General features: G+C 70.0%; 16 protein-coding genes. 9 read left to right on the plus strand and 7 right to left on the minus strand.

The annotated features are described in order from the left end of the window. The first annotated feature begins 122 nt into the window (after positions 1-122). A complete protein-coding gene (locus VFF46_RS16715; RefSeq protein ID WP_325038045.1) occupies positions 123-1,574 on the plus strand; it encodes an MFS transporter in 1,452 nt (483 codons plus the stop codon). Here VFF46_RS16715 and VFF46_RS16720 read toward each other — a convergent pair. Further along, the gene (locus VFF46_RS16720) at positions 1,539-2,336 is read right to left on the minus strand and encodes a hypothetical protein (protein ID WP_325038046.1); all 798 of its coding nucleotides are present in this window, start codon (positions 2,334-2,336) and stop codon (positions 1,539-1,541) included. The two genes, VFF46_RS16715 and VFF46_RS16720, sit on opposite strands and share 36 nt — an antisense overlap. Before the next feature lie 32 nt (positions 2,337-2,368). Then, positions 2,369-2,947: a dienelactone hydrolase family protein gene (locus VFF46_RS16725; RefSeq protein ID WP_325038047.1), complete on the minus strand. Its 579-nt coding sequence runs from the start codon at positions 2,945-2,947 to the stop codon at positions 2,369-2,371. Positions 2,948-3,005: 58 nt separating this feature from the next. On the opposite strand from VFF46_RS16725, the gene VFF46_RS16730 reads away from it, so the two are divergent. Then, positions 3,006-3,587 (plus strand): winged helix-turn-helix domain-containing protein, encoded by a 582-nt coding sequence (locus tag VFF46_RS16730; protein WP_325038048.1) that lies wholly within the window; start codon positions 3,006-3,008, stop codon positions 3,585-3,587. Here VFF46_RS16730 and VFF46_RS16735 read toward each other — a convergent pair. Further along, positions 3,551-4,036, minus strand: a complete 486-nt coding sequence (locus VFF46_RS16735) for a MarR family transcriptional regulator (RefSeq protein WP_325038049.1) — start codon at positions 4,034-4,036, stop codon at positions 3,551-3,553. The genes VFF46_RS16730 and VFF46_RS16735 overlap by 37 nt on opposite strands. A 59-nt stretch (positions 4,037-4,095) precedes the next feature. On the opposite strand from VFF46_RS16735, the gene VFF46_RS16740 reads away from it, so the two are divergent. The 3 genes from VFF46_RS16740 to VFF46_RS16750 are packed head-to-tail and all read left to right on the plus strand — an operon-like array spanning position 4,096 to position 6,276. Further along, the gene (locus VFF46_RS16740) at positions 4,096-4,983 is read left to right on the plus strand and encodes a glutamate-cysteine ligase family protein (protein ID WP_325038050.1); all 888 of its coding nucleotides are present in this window, start codon (positions 4,096-4,098) and stop codon (positions 4,981-4,983) included. Next, positions 4,937-5,887 carry a hypothetical protein gene (locus VFF46_RS16745; RefSeq protein ID WP_325038051.1) on the plus strand — a complete coding sequence of 317 codons (951 nt, stop codon included), beginning with the start codon at positions 4,937-4,939 and terminating at the stop codon, positions 5,885-5,887. The genes VFF46_RS16740 and VFF46_RS16745 overlap by 47 nt, the downstream gene beginning before the upstream one ends. Continuing rightward, positions 5,884-6,276, plus strand: a complete 393-nt coding sequence (locus tag VFF46_RS16750) for an MAPEG family protein (protein WP_325038052.1) — start codon at positions 5,884-5,886, stop codon at positions 6,274-6,276. The genes VFF46_RS16745 and VFF46_RS16750 overlap by 4 nt, the downstream gene beginning before the upstream one ends. Here the strand turns inward: VFF46_RS16750 and VFF46_RS16755 are convergent. Continuing rightward, positions 6,254-7,084, minus strand: coding sequence for an AraC family transcriptional regulator (locus VFF46_RS16755; protein WP_325038053.1), 831 nt, complete (start codon positions 7,082-7,084; stop codon positions 6,254-6,256). The two genes, VFF46_RS16750 and VFF46_RS16755, sit on opposite strands and share 23 nt — an antisense overlap. Before the next feature lie 71 nt (positions 7,085-7,155). On the opposite strand from VFF46_RS16755, the gene VFF46_RS16760 reads away from it, so the two are divergent. Further along, positions 7,156-7,959 (plus strand): phytanoyl-CoA dioxygenase family protein, encoded by an 804-nt coding sequence (locus VFF46_RS16760; RefSeq protein WP_325038054.1) that lies wholly within the window; start codon positions 7,156-7,158, stop codon positions 7,957-7,959. Positions 7,960-8,106: 147 nt separating this feature from the next. Then, complete coding sequence (locus tag VFF46_RS16765) at positions 8,107-8,877, plus strand: hypothetical protein (protein WP_325038055.1); 771 nt, start codon at positions 8,107-8,109, stop codon at positions 8,875-8,877. On the opposite strand, the gene VFF46_RS16770 is transcribed toward VFF46_RS16765, so the two are convergent. After that, entirely contained in the window at positions 8,855-9,469 is a 615-nt protein-coding gene (locus VFF46_RS16770; RefSeq protein WP_325038056.1) for a TetR/AcrR family transcriptional regulator C-terminal domain-containing protein, read from the minus strand. The two genes, VFF46_RS16765 and VFF46_RS16770, sit on opposite strands and share 23 nt — an antisense overlap. Positions 9,470-9,547: 78 nt before the next feature. Here VFF46_RS16770 and VFF46_RS16775 point away from each other — a divergent pair, with 78 nt between their 5' ends. Continuing rightward, positions 9,548-9,751 (plus strand): DUF7489 domain-containing protein, encoded by a 204-nt coding sequence (locus VFF46_RS16775; RefSeq protein ID WP_325038057.1) that lies wholly within the window; start codon positions 9,548-9,550, stop codon positions 9,749-9,751. Positions 9,752-9,847: 96 nt separating this feature from the next. On the opposite strand, the gene VFF46_RS16780 is transcribed toward VFF46_RS16775, so the two are convergent. Continuing rightward, the gene (locus tag VFF46_RS16780) at positions 9,848-12,340 is read right to left on the minus strand and encodes an SdrD B-like domain-containing protein (RefSeq protein WP_325038058.1); all 2,493 of its coding nucleotides are present in this window, start codon (positions 12,338-12,340) and stop codon (positions 9,848-9,850) included. A 194-nt stretch (positions 12,341-12,534) separates the two neighbouring features. On the opposite strand from VFF46_RS16780, the gene VFF46_RS16785 reads away from it, so the two are divergent. Beyond that, positions 12,535-13,275 carry a hypothetical protein gene (locus tag VFF46_RS16785; protein ID WP_325038059.1) on the plus strand — a complete coding sequence of 247 codons (741 nt, stop codon included), beginning with the start codon at positions 12,535-12,537 and terminating at the stop codon, positions 13,273-13,275. A 1-nt stretch (position 13,276) separates the two neighbouring features. On the opposite strand, the gene VFF46_RS16790 is transcribed toward VFF46_RS16785, so the two are convergent. Next, a partial coding sequence (locus VFF46_RS16790; protein ID WP_325038060.1) for a hypothetical protein occupies positions 13,277-13,692 on the minus strand: 416 nt, incomplete at its 5' end.

Genomic DNA, 13,692 nt, shown 5'->3' on the forward strand with positions numbered 1-13,692 from the left:
AGGCCATCACCTCCGTGTGGTTGTTCTCCCAGCTTGCCTCGCCCGCTTGTTTAAGTCAACTGCCTGACTTAGGATATTGGTTGCAGAAACCAACTATTTACTTCAGCCTCAGGAGGCTGCTGATGTCCGCTGCTTCATCCGTGCGTACCGGCGCCGTCGTGCCGGTGCTCGCCTCGGCCGGTATCACGGTCGCGCTGATGCAGACCCTGGTGATCCCCCTGGTTCCCGAGCTGCCGCGGCTGCTGCACGCCACGGCCGCCGGGACCGCCTGGGCGATCACCGCCACCCTGCTCGCGGCCGCGGTCGCGACCCCGATCATGGGTCGCCTCGGCGACATGTACGGCAAGCGCCGGATGCTGCTGATCAGCATCGGCATGCTGGTCGCGGGCTCGGTGGTCGCGGCGCTCAGCAGCTCGCTGGTGCCGATGATCGCCGGCCGCGCCCTGCAGGGCCTGGCCGCCGGGGTGATCCCGCTCGGCATCAGCATCATGCGCGACGAACTCCCGTCCGAGAAGCTCGGTACGGCGACCGCGCAGATGAGCGCCTCGCTCGGGGTCGGTGGCGCGCTCGGCCTGCCCCTGGCCGCGCTGCTGGCCGAGAACTTCAGCTGGCACACGCTGTTCTGGCTGTCGGCCGCGCTCGGCGTGGTCGTCTTCGGCCTGGTACTGCGGTTCGTCCCCGAGTCGGCGGTGCGCTCCGGTGGACGGTTCGACCTGCTCGGCGGGATCGGGCTGTCGGTCGGCCTGATCTCGTTGCTGCTGGCAATCTCCCAGGGCGCGAGCTGGGGCTGGACCGGCGGCCGGACGCTCGGCCTGTTCGCGCTCGCGGTGGTCGCGCTGCTGGCCTGGGGCTGGTGGGAACGCCGTACCGGTGAGCCGCTCGTCGACCTGCGCACCACGGCGCGTCCGCAGGTACTGCTGACCAACCTGGCGTCGATGGTGTTCGGGTTCGCGATGTTCGCGATGTCGCTGGTCCTGCCGCAGCTGCTGCAGATGCCGAAGGCAACCGGTTTCGGGCTCGGTCAGTCGATGCTGGCGTCCGGCCTGGTGATGGGGCCGTCCGGCCTGATCATGCTGGTCGCCGCGCCGTTCTCGGCGAAGATCTCGAAGACCCGCGGCCCGAAGGTCACGCTGATGCTGGGCGCGCTCGTGGTCGCCGCCGGGTACGGTGTGGGCAGCGTGCTGATGAGCGCGGTCTGGGAGCTCGTCCTGGTGTCGCTGCTGATCGGTGCCGGGATCGGCCTGGCGTACGGCGCGATGCCCGCGCTGATCATGTCCGCCGTACCGGTCTCGGAGACCGCGGCCGCGAACAGCTTCAACACGCTGATGCGGTCGATCGGCACCTCGGTGTCCAGTGCGGTGGCCGGCGTGATCCTGGCCAACCTGACGATCAGCCTGGGCGGCTACACCCTGCCGTCGCAGAGTGGCTTCCGGGCCGTCCTGCTGATCGGGGCCGGCGCCGCGCTCACCGCACTGGTCGTCGCCTCGTTCATCCCCACCCGCCGCGGCGCCGCCCCGGCCCCGGCCTTCGCGGGGCGGTCAGTCGAAGACCGGGTCGGGCTCACGGACAGCTGATTCGCGGGCGTGCAGGGCGGCATGGTCGACATCGCTGTGGGTCATGGTCAGGTAGCCGACGAGGACTGCGAAGATCAGCAGGCCGACCAGGGTGACCGGACCGAGGCCCCAGCCGAGGCCGCCGTTGTGGGTCGGCTTGCCGAGCCAGTCGGCGATCGACGCACCGAGCGGCCGGGTCAGTACGTACGACGCCCAGAACGCGATGGTGACGTTCAGCCCGAGCTTCCACAGGCCGAGCGGCACCATGATGAGCACGCCGAAGAGCACGATCGACCACGTGAAGCCGAGGCGGAAGTCGAAGGCGGTGGTGTCGCCGACGGCGGTCCCGAGGCCGAAGGTGAGCAGCACGACGCCCCAGTAGAACCGCTCGCGCCGGGCGGTGGTGATCGAGTGCACCGAGATGGTGCCCTCGCTGCGCTGCCACCAGGTCAGCAAACCGGCAAGCAGTGCGACGTAGACGATGGAGCCGAACCAGTATGGAATGCCGAGCACGATGTGCGGCCCGTCGGCGATCATCGTCCCGAACAGCGCGACGCCGAGCGCGGTGACCCAGTAGCGCACCGGGTGATACGTGTCGGCCTTCAGCTGCAGATAGATAGCGGTGGAGAAAGTGCCGAGCCCGATGACGGCGGCCAGCGGGATGCTGACGCTGCCGAGGTAGTCCGACGCGGTCTCGCCGATTCCGGTGGTCAGCAGCTTGACCACCCAGAACATCACGAACACCGCCGGGACCTTCGGGGCCGGGAACACGCGTGGTTGCATGACCCCGAAGGCTAGGCGGAACTCGCTGAGAGCTAGCTGATTTTGGCGAGGAAGTCCAGGGTCCGCTGCAGCAGCAGCTTCGCCGCCTCCTCGTTGTAGCCCGGCAGCGAGGAGTCCGCGAACAGGTGCTCCTTGCCGGGATAGAGGAACAGCTCGACGGTGCCGGCGGCGGCCGTCAGCGCGCGTGCCGCGTCGATGTCGCCGCCCTCCTCGGCGAAGAACGGGTCCTCCTCCATCGCGTGGATCTGCGCCGGCACGCCGTCCGGCCAGCTGCCGAACTCCTCGGCCGGCAGGCACGAGTAGTAGAACAGCCCACCGGCCGCGCCCGCGCGGGTCTGGGTGAGTTGCTGCGCGGGCACCACGCCGAGCGAGAACCCGGCGTACACGACCTTCGCCGGCAGGTCCTGCGCGGCCGCGACGCCGCGCTCCGCGATCGCGCCGAAGCCGGTCGCCCGGGCGTAGTCCATGCCCTCGTCGAGGGTGGCGTAGGTGTTGCCCTCGTAGAGGTCCGGCGTGTGCACGGTGTGCCCCGCCTGCCGGAGCTCGGCGGCGAACGCCTTCACCCCCTCGGTCAGCCCCTGCGAGTGGTGGTACAGCACGACCTCGGCCATCGTCAGCTCCAATGATCCAAATATCTCGAACAATCGGCGATGTTAGTCTATTCGAACCATGCCGATCAAGAAGCCGGTCCCCGATTACGAGCTGGCGGACACCGTCGAGCTGACCACCGCCGAGCAGGTGCGGGCGATCAGCGACCCGCTGCGGACCACGATCCTGGGGCTGCTGCACGAGCGGGCGGCGACCGTGACCGAGCTGGCCACCGCGGTCGACCGCCCGAAGAGCACGGTCGCCCACCACGTGAAGGTGCTGACCGACGCGGGCATCCTGCGGGTGGTCCGGACCCGGCGGGTGCGGGCGATCGAGGAGCGGTTCTACGGGCGCGCGGCGCGGATGTTCTTCGTCGGGCTCGGCCGCCAGGGCGCGGACGGGCAGCTCCCGCACGACTTCAACGACTTCGAGGTCGCCGCGCAGGAGTCCAAACCGGCGTACGACCTGGGCGAGATGCGCTCGTTCATCCGGCACGCCCGGATCCCCGACGAGCGGGCCGCCGAGTTCTGGCAGCAGGTGGACGCGTTGATCCACACCTTCGACCAGCTCCCGCGGGCCGGCGGCACGACGTACGGCTTCGCCGTCGGCCTTTATCCGATCAGCGACTACCCGACGCTGCCGCCGGCCGAGGACGAGGGCTGACCCTTCTCGAGCAGCTCGATCAGCCTCTCGAGCACGTCCCGGGCGATCGCGTACTCCCGCTCGCCGAACTCCTCCTCGAACCGCCGCTCCAGGTCGATCAGGTACTGGAAGCCGTCACCGGCCACCGCCAGTCCGTGCTCGGAGTAGTCGACCACCTTGGCGCGGCCGTCGTTCGGGTCGGCCCGCATCTCCAGCAGGTCCAGCGCGACCATGTCGCGGATCACCTCCCCCATCGACTGCCGGGTGATCCCGGCCCGGGCGGCCATGTCCGCGGCCCGGGCGCCACCGGCGTGCAAGGTGCCGAAGACCGAGTTGTGCGCCATCTTCACCTCGGCGTGGCCGTCGGCATGAGCGCGGCGCACCATGTCCGACTGCAGCGCCCGGTTGGCGCGGTCGACCAGCGCGATCAGCGGCTTGCGATCGGGACGTGGCACCTGAGCTCTTGACATACCGTAAGGATACCTTCCAATATTTTGACAGGATTCCTTACGGTATCAGGGAGGGGCCGATGGATCCCAGGGAGCTTCACCCAGTCGTGGCCGGGCTGTTCGCGCGGGGGCACGGGCGGTCGACGCGGGTCGCGGTCGAGCAGGAGTACGTCGTCGCCGCGGCCGACGGGAGCGTGGTGCCGATCGCCGGCGTCCGGCGGGCGGCCGCGGGATCGCCGGCCGCGCCGTACCTGAGCTTCGAGCCCGGCGGGCAACTCGAGCTGAGCCTGCCGCCCGCGCTCGACCCGGTCCGCGACCTGCGTCGGCTGACCGCCGATCTGCGGCGCCGGCTCGACGGAATCACGCTGCGGCCGGTCCCGGTCGACCCGCGGCAGGACGTGCCGTTGCAGCTGACCTCGCCGCGGTACGTCGCGATGCAGGCGCACTTCGACCGCATCGGGGCCGCCGGCCGCGTGATGATGCGCCGGACCGCGTCCACCCAGATCTGCCTGGACTGGTGGCCGGGGCGCGCGGGCCTCGAGCAGTGGCGAGTGCTCAACCTCGTCGGTCCGTACCTGGCCGCGCGCTTCAACCGCAGCGATCGGCTCGCCACCTGGATGGCGGTCGACCCGGAGCGTACGGCGTTCGACGACCGACTGCTGTACGGCGACGACCCGGTGGCGGCGTACACGGCCTTCGCCGCAGGCGCCACGGCCTTCGTCGACGGACCGCCGGAACACGTGAGCACGTTGTTCCCACCGGTACGTCCCCGCGGCTCGTACCTCGAGGTGCGATTCCTCGACGCGCAGGAGCCTGCAGTGGTCGAGCGCATCATCGGCATCCTCCGGCGGCTCATGTACGACGACACGCATCGACGGGATGTCCTTCGGAAAACCCCTTGCACAGAAGGGATGTGGCGACATGAGCAGGGTACTGTTCGTCACGGATCCGCTGACCGGCCTGCTTAGCGAGATCGACGCGAGCGTCGGGTTGATGGCCGCGACGCAGGACCTCGGCCTCGACGTCTGGTGTTGCGAGCCGGAGGACCTCGCGTTCGCCGACGGGCGGCTGCACGCGCGGGCACGGCGTATCCGGCTGCGCCCGCGGGTGCCCGGTGACGATCACCGGTGGATCGTCGATCCGGTCTGGTACGACGACCTCGGCACGGCGGTCGTGGACGTCGCGTCGTTCGCGCCTGTGCACCTCAGGATCGACCCGCCGGTCGACGCGCGGTACCTGCACACGACGTACCTGCTGGACGTCGCCGGGACGCGGGTGGTCAACCGTCCGGCAGGCATCCGCGCGCTGCACGAGAAGCTGGTCGCGCTGCGCTTCCCCGACCTTTGCCCGCCGACGTACGTCGGGACGGATCCACACGCCCTGCGGTCGTTCGTGGCCGACGTCGGTACGGCGGTCGTGAAGCCGGTCGACGGGTTCGCGGGGCACGGCGTCTGGCTGGTCCGCGACGACTCGGGCGCGATCGCGCTGCTCGAGTCGGCGACCTCCGGCGGCCGCCGGCAGGTGATCGCGCAGCAGTACCTGCCATCGGTTGCGCAGGGCAACAAACGGCTGTTCCTGCTCGACGGGGAGATCGCCGGCGCGGTCCTCCGGCGGCCGGCGGACGGCGACTTCCGGATCGGTCCGCCGGTCGCCGCCGCCGAGATCGACGACCACGACCGCGCGATCGTCGCGGCCCTCGGACCCGAACTCCGTACCCACGGCCTGGTCATCGCCGGCGTCGACGTCATCGACGGCCGGCTGATCGAGGTCAACGTCACCTGTCCCGGCGGCATGCACAAGACCGACGCACTGCTCGGGACCCGGCTCAGCCACACCATCGTGAGCCACCTGTTCGAAGGAGCACTCGTATGAGCACCATCACCGTTGTCTGCATCGCCCTGCTGGGCATTCTGCTGTTCCTGCTCGGCGCCAACGTCACCCGCAACCGGGCGATCCGTGGCGCGGGGAACCAGCTGCCGATGGACCCGGGCGACCGGCTGCTGATCGCGGTCCGCGCGCACGGCAACGCCGCGGAGTACATCCCGACGATGATCGTGCTGCTGCTGGTCTGCTCGATGCTGTCGCACAGCCGGGTGATCGACGTGCTCGCCATCGCGGCGGTCGTCGTCCGGTTCACGCACGCGGCCGGCATGCTGCGGTCGGGGACCCTCGCCTCGTTCGGACCGCTCCGCGCTATTGGTGCCACGGGCACCTATCTGGTCGGGGTCGCGCTCGGGATCACCGCGATCGTGACGATCTGACCGCGGTCGGCGTACTGCCGGTGAGTCGCCGGAACACCCGGGCGAAGTGCTGGCTGGAGCTGAAGCCGAGGTTCAGCGCGAGCGCGGTGATCGGCACGTCGCTGGACTCCAGGAGCTGGCGGGCGCGGTCGATCCGGCGTTCGTTGAGGTAGCGGTGCGGCGGCTGGCCGAGTTCGGCGGCGAACAGCTCGGCCAGGTACGCCGGTGCGAGCCCGGCCCGGTCCGCCAGCTCCTTCAGCGTCCAGCGTTCGTGGAACTCCTGGTCCAGCAGGCGTTTCACGGTCCGTACGGCGGGATGCATCGGGAGCTGCGGTGCGGCCGTCGGCGTCAGCGACCGGGAGAACGCGAGGACCAGGTGGTCCACGGCGAGCGTCAGACCGGTGTCGGCGTACTCGTAGCGGGTCGTCAGCTCGCGGACCAGCTGCGCGAAGGCGTACGTGAGCTCACCGGCCTCGCGGTGCACGACCGCCGACGGCAGCGCGAGACCGGGATGGCGGCGGCCGACGACCTCGAGGTCGATCGCGGCGAAGAAGAAGTGGTGGTTGCCGGAGCAGCCGGCGAGGTGGTGCGTGACCCCGGGCGCTACGGCGAACAGGTGGCCCGGGTGCAGCACGTAGCTGTCGCCGCCCGCGACCCAGTGCGTCGTGCCGTGCTGCTGCAGGTAGATCTCCCACACCGGGTGTTCGTGCGGCTCGATCAGGAACTGCTCGGGCACCCACTGCTCACCGCCGTGCAGCAGGCCGCTGCCCGGCGCGAACCCTTCGGCGTGGAAGCCGGCGCGGAGCCCGTCGGGGCGGTACAAGGACACCTGAAGATTGTGTCCATCCCGCTGAACATCGGCAACGCCCGGCAGGGCTTTCGCTTCCTACCGTGGTCGCCATGGATGCTGACGACGTTGCCTTCTACCAGGAGCACGGGTACTGGATCTCGCCGGTCATCGTGCCGCCCGAGGTCCTCGACGCGGCCGAGCGCGGGATGGAGCGGTTCTACGCGAACGACCACGACCACGTACTGCCCGACGTCCAGGCGACACGAGGCTGGCAGCCGGAGCAGGGCGACGTACTGCGGAAGAACGACTACTCGTCGCTGCGGGTCGACGAACTGGCCGCGCTGGTCCGGCATCCGGCGATCGCCGAGACGGCCGCGGCGCTGTCCGGGGCGGAGGGGATCCGCTTGTGGCACGACCAACTGCTCTACAAGCCACCGGGCGGGTCGGCGGCGAAGGTCGGGTGGCATACGGACCGGCAGTACTGGCAGTCGTGTACGTCGGACAACATGCTGACCGCGTGGGTCGGGTTCCACGACGTCGACGAGGTGAACGGGGCGGTCGCGTTCCTGCCGGGCAGCCACCGGTGGTCGGTGACCGGGCTGGACTTCTTCTCGCAGGACGCGGCCGGGCTGGAGGCGTCGATCGTCGCGCAGGGCTTCGACCCGACTCCCGTCGTACCGCGGATGAAACGCGGACAGGTCAGCTTCCACCACTGCCGCACGGTCCACGGCAGCTCGGCGAACCTCAGTACGGCGCCCCGCCGGTCGCTGGCCATCCACCTACAGCCCGCGGACAACCGCTGGCGCCCCGGCTCCGCCCACCCGAACGACAGCCTGGTCCGCCACAACCCCGACCCGGACTACTCCGATCCGGCGATCCAGCCCCAGCTCTGGCCGTTACCGCCGGTAGCTTAGATCCGGCTCAGTTTCGGGGCGGATCGGGCGGAAACCGGGAATTTTCGGATCTCGCGTCATGGATCGACCGGGTGAGCGTCTCAGGGCGTACGGGTCGCCTACCGGCCAGGTAGGCGACCACGATCGGTAGCCAAACGGGGATCTGCCATGTTGATCGACAAGCTGCGTAAACCGCTGCCCACCAAGGCCGCGCCGGAACCGGAGTCTGAGCTACCGGATCCGCTGCCCGGGCGCGGGCGACATCGGTTGAACGGACCCAGCAACGACACCGTTTTCCGGCCGCTGCTGCAGGCGCTGGCCGCCGGGTCGAACCCGGTCCCGCACGCGGCGGCTGCCGGGCGCCGCCTGGCCGAGCGGGAGGTGCCACTGACGGTGGCGCTCGACGTACTGCGGAAGACGTACCGGACGGTCGGCAAGGACCCGGAGTTCGAGGCGATCCGGACCCTCTGCCAGAGCTGGACCGAGTGCACGCTGACGTACCTGCACGCGTCGTCCTGCGAGGACCAGGGCACCGGTCTCGCGACTACGCCACATCTGCGGACCCGGCTGACCGAGCTGTACCGGACCGCCGAGCGCCACGGGTGGTACCTCCCCGACACCCACGCCCTGGTGATCGCCGAACCGGTCGCCGGGCAGCCCTGCGACTCGCAGCTCGCGAACCTCGGCGGCGCGATCCGGACCGCGTTCCGCGACCCCGAGGTGATCGCGCGGTTGGGCGCCGTCCGGGTCGCCGCGATCGTGCCCGCCGACGACCACTTCGGCGAGCACCTCGGGACCTTGCGCTCGATGATCGGGTACTGGCCGGAGAACGGCGAGCCCGGCACCGCCGGCACTCCTCGTACCAAGGTGTGGTCCGAGCGCCTGCCCACCCTGTCGGACTGGTCCGACAGCTTCGTCAACGACCTCGCAATGGGCTGAGACCACTCACCAGCGCTGCCAACCCGACGGCGAACTCGTGCTCGGGCCCGAGCCGCGCGACCTCGGCGGCCACCTCGATCAGGTGCGCCGCCTCCGGGGTGTCCGGGAAACGGATCTCGCCGCCGTCGCTTGCGGTTTGTTGTTCGAGGGTGGCGCCGATCGTGTAGCGGGAGACCGCGACGAACGCGAGTACGGCGTCGGCGCCGGTGAAGCCGTGTTGCTCGAGGAACGACACCTGGGCGATCGCGTTGCCGAGCTCGGGGGCACGGGGACCGGCGACGGCGAGTAGGCGGGCGCCGTCCCGGACGGCGAGCATCGCCCGGCGCAGGCTGTGCGCGTTCCGCGTCAGAAACGCCTGCCAGTCCTCCCCGGGCTCGGGGAGCCGATCGGTGTGCCCGCGCTCCAGGACCTCCGCGGCGACCGCGCTGAGGATCGCGCCCTTGTCCTTGAAGTGGTGGTACAGCGCCGGCTGCCGGACACCGAGCCGCGCCGCGACCGCGTGCAGCGACAGCTTGTCCAGCCCGCGCTCGTCCAGTACCGCGATCGAGGCCGCCACGATCGCGGCCCGATCGGTCCGTCGCTGCTGAGGCACCACCGCACCGTACCCCCGGCACGATGCTTATCGCTGATAAGCTTCATGCTGACCACGTACCGTGACGAAGGAGTGACCATGGCCGACGGGGACGCCTGGAGCGGAGTCGTTGTGAAGAAGTCGCGCGCGATGTACGACGGCGCGAACCTCTACCGCAAGCTCGAAGTACAACTCGACGGCGGCGAGGTCCGCGACGTCAAGGTGAAGCGTGACCTGTGGAAGTCGCTCGAGGTCGGCGACCGCGTCACGAAGGCGGCCGGCGCCGACCCCGAGCGCGGCTGACCGGGTGTGTCCTGCCCGCGGGCGGGTCGGGCAGGACACCTCGGCGGCCTAGTACTTCAGCGGCCCAGTACTTCAGCGGCCCGGTACTTCAGCGGCCTAGTGCTGGCGGCTCGCCCGGCGCTTCCGGCTGATCAGCAGGAACGCACCACCCACGGCCAGCAGGACACCCGCCAGGATGAACACCAGCGGTGGCACGTCCGCACCGGTGGAGGCCAGCGGCCCACCCGGCGGCTTCGGCACATTCCCGGGCGGCGTCGCGGTCGGCGTCGCACTCGGTGTCGGCGACGGCGTCACGGACGGGCTCGGCGACGGCGAGGCCGTGGGCATCGGCGTGGGGGTCGGCGTGGGCGTCGTCGGCGGTACCGGCGGCGGGATGTAGACGCCCGCGTCGATCGTGTGGTCGACCCCGCCCGGCGTACTCGGCGCGGTCACCTCGGTGGATCCCTTGCAGAGCTGCCCCTTCGTCGGCGGCGTGACGTTCGAGTCGTGCGCACGATCGTCGCCCGCGACCGGGAGCGTGAACCGCAGGTCCGTGGCCGCCGGTTGCCGCGGCACGTTGCTGGTGTCCGCCGTACACACGTTGAACTCCACGGTGTACTTCGCGCCCGGCGTCAGCTCGTACTCCGCTCCGACGCCGCCGAAGTAGTACTCACCGGCCGGGTCGGTCCTCGTGGTGGCGACCTGCTTCCCGGAGGCGTCCAGCAGGTTCACCGTCGCACCTGCCAGCGGGACCTCGTCCTCGTGGTACGGGTCCTGGATACCGTTGTGGTCGCCGTCGAACCAGACGATGTTGCCGATCTGGATCGGCGCGTTCGCCGCCGCGTACGCGACGTCGCCGAGACCGCCGGCCTTGCCGAAGCTGTTGGTCGGGCCCACGAACTGGTACCCGTGCGTCGGGTTCTCCTGCCCCGGACCGTCGCCGGTGTCCACGTTGTAGAAGCCGACACCGTTCGAGCTCACGTCCCGCGCCGGGTCCAGCTCGGTGCTGAGCACGAACTGCTGCTGCGGGATGTAGGCCACGGAGCCCTGGGACGTCTCCTGGTGCAGGCCGTTGCCCGAGCGGTTCGGGTCGAAGAAGTCGCCGTGGAAGTACTCGACCACGCCGGCCGGCTCGTGACCGTTGTTGGCGGTCGTTCCGTGGTTCGGGCAGATTCCGGTGCCCTCCCAGTCGTACCCGCCGCCCGGCTTAGCGCAGGCCATGTTGATGTCGCCGCCGGACATGCCGGCCTCGACGGTGCTGTTCAGCGGCCGCGGGTCCTGACCGTTGCCGATGACATCCATGAATCGGTCACGGAAGCCGAGGATCATCGACCCGTTCCGGGTGAACGCCAGCGTGGCCAGCTCGGGCTGCGGGTTGACGTACAGCGTGGGGCTGATCGCGCGGCTGTCCCAGTTCGACAGCCTGGTGTCCCACGGGTTCCAGTGGTCGGCGGTCGGCTGGGTCATCGCCTGAAGGACCTGCCCACGCGGGAAGGTCAGCGCCTGCGTCAGCACCGGGGCGAACGTCGTACCGTCGTAGCTGTACACGACGGCCTTCAGGTCGGACCGCTGCTGCGTGCTCTCCGCCGAGCACACGCCACCGACGTACAGCTTGGCGTCGTGTGTGGTCAGCGCGAACGGCCGCCAGTCGGTCTCGGCCGCGCACCCCGGGTCGGGAATCCGTACGGTCTTCGTCGGCCGGGCCGCGTCGGTCCCGGTGGCGTCGAAGCTCAGGAGCCGCCGGCTGCGCAGGTTCACGGCGTACAAGGTCGTGCCGTCCTCGGACAGCGCGAGGCCGCCGAGGCTCTCCTTTCCCGGGGCGTCCGTGAACAGCGGGTCCTTGCGCATGTCGCCCGGACCGTGCGGAGTCAGCGCCGCGCCGGTCACCTTCGCGAACAGCGTCGGCGCGGAGGAGCCGTCGAGCGAGGTCGTGTAGATCGCACCGCCGCCCTCCGGCCCGTACTCGGTGTAGCGCTTCGCGAACGCGGCCTGGAAGATCCGCTTGCGGTACTTGTCGTACGCCAGCCCCCAGGTGGTGCCGACCTGCGCCTGCGTGTTGACCACCGTTGGGCAGGCCAACTGGTCGGGGCAGGTGCCGCGGGCGTCCTGGCCGAACGACACCAGCGCGCGGGCGTTCGGGTCGGGCGCACTGCCGTCGGCGTTCACGGCCGGGCTCTGCACCGGCACGTAGTACTTGGAGTCCGGCAGCGTGTAGTCCGCCGGGTTCCAGACCGCGGTGATCACCGAGTCCGCCTTGCCGCCGCGGACGTCCACGAACGACGTGAAGCTGTCGAAGTGGTTGTCCTTCGTCGACGCGGGCGCCGCGCGCAGGTACCCGTCGTACGGCGCCGGGATCGACACGTCCACCCGGTACTGCCCGCCGACCAGCGTCGACGACGGCGGTACGACGACCTTGCCGGTCGCGTCCGTGGTCCCCCGCACGTGGTGACCCGCCGTGTCGGTGACGTCGACGGCCATGCCCTGCTGCGGCGTGTCCATCGCCGCGTTGATCACGCCGGTACCGAAGAAGTCGCGCAGGACCTGGACGGTCAGTGTTCCGTCGTCCTGCTGGGCGGCCGCGGCACCCGCCGCGCCGCTCGCCGAAACCATCGCGCCTGCAGCGCCGCCGGCCAGTAAGAGGCCTGACAAACCTGCACGCAACAGCCGTCTATTCATAGTTGTTGCTGTCCCCTTTTGGTTGGTGCACTCAAATCGACTCAGCCAACCAGAACGGCACGGCCAGGTGACCCTCCGTATCGGGTGAATTACTGGGTGAATCTGCCGACCTGTTAGCGTCCTGCGCCATGCCCCACCTGCCCCACCTGCTCAACCTGCTCAAGCTGCGCAACCGCTGGCTGATCGCGGCCGGACTCACCGCCGGTGCCGCGGTGGCCACCGTGCTCGTCGTCGCCAGCTCGAACTCCGACGCGTCCACACCGCGGGCATTGACCGCGGACGAGGCGAACCGGCTCGCGATCACGCGGTTCCGCAACTACGAGACCGGCGGGCGCGCCGTCCGGATCACCGTCCCGGACACCGCGGGCGAGCTCACCGTCACCGCCTCCGTCGACTTCCGGGGCAAACGCGCGTACGGCGTACTGCACGGCGCCGGGCGCAACTCGTCGAGCGACGGGTTGATCCGGTGGACGTTGACGCAACTGTCCGTCGTACCGATGACCGACGCGCCTGCTACCGCTCCGGCTGCACCACCGACTGTGGGGTGGACCAACCGTCCGCTGCAGGCGTCCGGGAGCGCGCTCGACACAGCGTTGCGGATCGCACTGGGGTTGGGCAGCGACCGGCCGGACAACGCGCAACTCCTCCCGCAGAACGGCGCCAGTCACCTCGGCCAGGAGACGATCAGCGGCCACCAGACCGACATCCTGAACGGGCCTGCCGCCCGCGACCGCCCCGATACCAAGGACACCGTCCGCTACTGGTTGGGCTCCGACGGCACGATGTATCGGGTCCAGGCGGCGGTCGCCTCCGAACCTCAGCCGGTGGTCATCAACTTCGACACCCAGCAGTACGTCGCACCGAAGTAGGTCAGCCGGCTCGCGTCAGGGCTCGGTCGGCCAGGAGCGTTGGAGCGGGGATCGGCAGGTGGGTGAGGTCCGGGAGGGCAGGGACGGCCGGGACGGACGTGGCGCCGGTGGTGGTGGCGTTCGGGAACTGCGGTTGCGCTGGTGGCGCGACCACCTCGCTGAACGGTATGCCGGGTGGCGGGGTCGGGCCGGTCCACGCACCCGAAGGCGATACGCCTGACGCAGAGGGCGAGGCACCGGCGGGTGGGCAGGGGGCCTTGGTTGACAGACCGGCAGGCACGGTTCGGACGGTTGCGCCGGACAGGCAGTTGGCGTGGCCCTTGGTTGCAGTTGGGAAGGTCCAGCCGACGTCGACGGTGTTGCCGGTGAAGGTGTTGTCGGCGATCTTGTTGGCGTTCGGAGGGATGTCCTGGGTTG

The sequence above is a fragment of the Kribbella sp. genome, from assembly GCF_035655035.1.
In the GTDB taxonomy this organism is placed as follows: domain Bacteria; phylum Actinomycetota; class Actinomycetes; order Propionibacteriales; family Kribbellaceae; genus Kribbella.

Excerpts from the sequence above, each read along its gene's own strand:
- VFF46_RS16765 (WP_325038055.1), top strand. The coding sequence starts at position 8,107 with ATGTTGATCGACAAGCTGCGTAAACCGCTGCCCACCAAGGCCGCGCCG.
- VFF46_RS16760 (WP_325038054.1), top strand. The coding sequence starts at position 7,156 with ATGGATGCTGACGACGTTGCCTTCTACCAGGAGCACGGGTACTGGATC.
- VFF46_RS16780 (WP_325038058.1), bottom strand. The coding sequence starts at position 12,340 with ATGGTTTCGGCGAGCGGCGCGGCGGGTGCCGCGGCCGCCCAGCAGGAC.
- VFF46_RS16715 (WP_325038045.1), top strand. The coding sequence starts at position 123 with ATGTCCGCTGCTTCATCCGTGCGTACCGGCGCCGTCGTGCCGGTGCTC.
- VFF46_RS16725 (WP_325038047.1), bottom strand. The coding sequence starts at position 2,947 with ATGGCCGAGGTCGTGCTGTACCACCACTCGCAGGGGCTGACCGAGGGG.
- VFF46_RS16750 (WP_325038052.1), top strand. The coding sequence starts at position 5,884 with ATGAGCACCATCACCGTTGTCTGCATCGCCCTGCTGGGCATTCTGCTG.
- VFF46_RS16785 (WP_325038059.1), top strand. The coding sequence starts at position 12,535 with ATGCCCCACCTGCCCCACCTGCTCAACCTGCTCAAGCTGCGCAACCGC.
- VFF46_RS16745 (WP_325038051.1), top strand. The coding sequence starts at position 4,937 with ATGAGCAGGGTACTGTTCGTCACGGATCCGCTGACCGGCCTGCTTAGC.
- VFF46_RS16735 (WP_325038049.1), bottom strand. The coding sequence starts at position 4,036 with ATGTCAAGAGCTCAGGTGCCACGTCCCGATCGCAAGCCGCTGATCGCG.
- VFF46_RS16740 (WP_325038050.1), top strand. The coding sequence starts at position 4,096 with ATGGATCCCAGGGAGCTTCACCCAGTCGTGGCCGGGCTGTTCGCGCGG.
- VFF46_RS16775 (WP_325038057.1), top strand. The coding sequence starts at position 9,548 with ATGGCCGACGGGGACGCCTGGAGCGGAGTCGTTGTGAAGAAGTCGCGC.
- VFF46_RS16730 (WP_325038048.1), top strand. The coding sequence starts at position 3,006 with ATGCCGATCAAGAAGCCGGTCCCCGATTACGAGCTGGCGGACACCGTC.
- VFF46_RS16720 (WP_325038046.1), bottom strand. The coding sequence starts at position 2,336 with ATGCAACCACGCGTGTTCCCGGCCCCGAAGGTCCCGGCGGTGTTCGTG.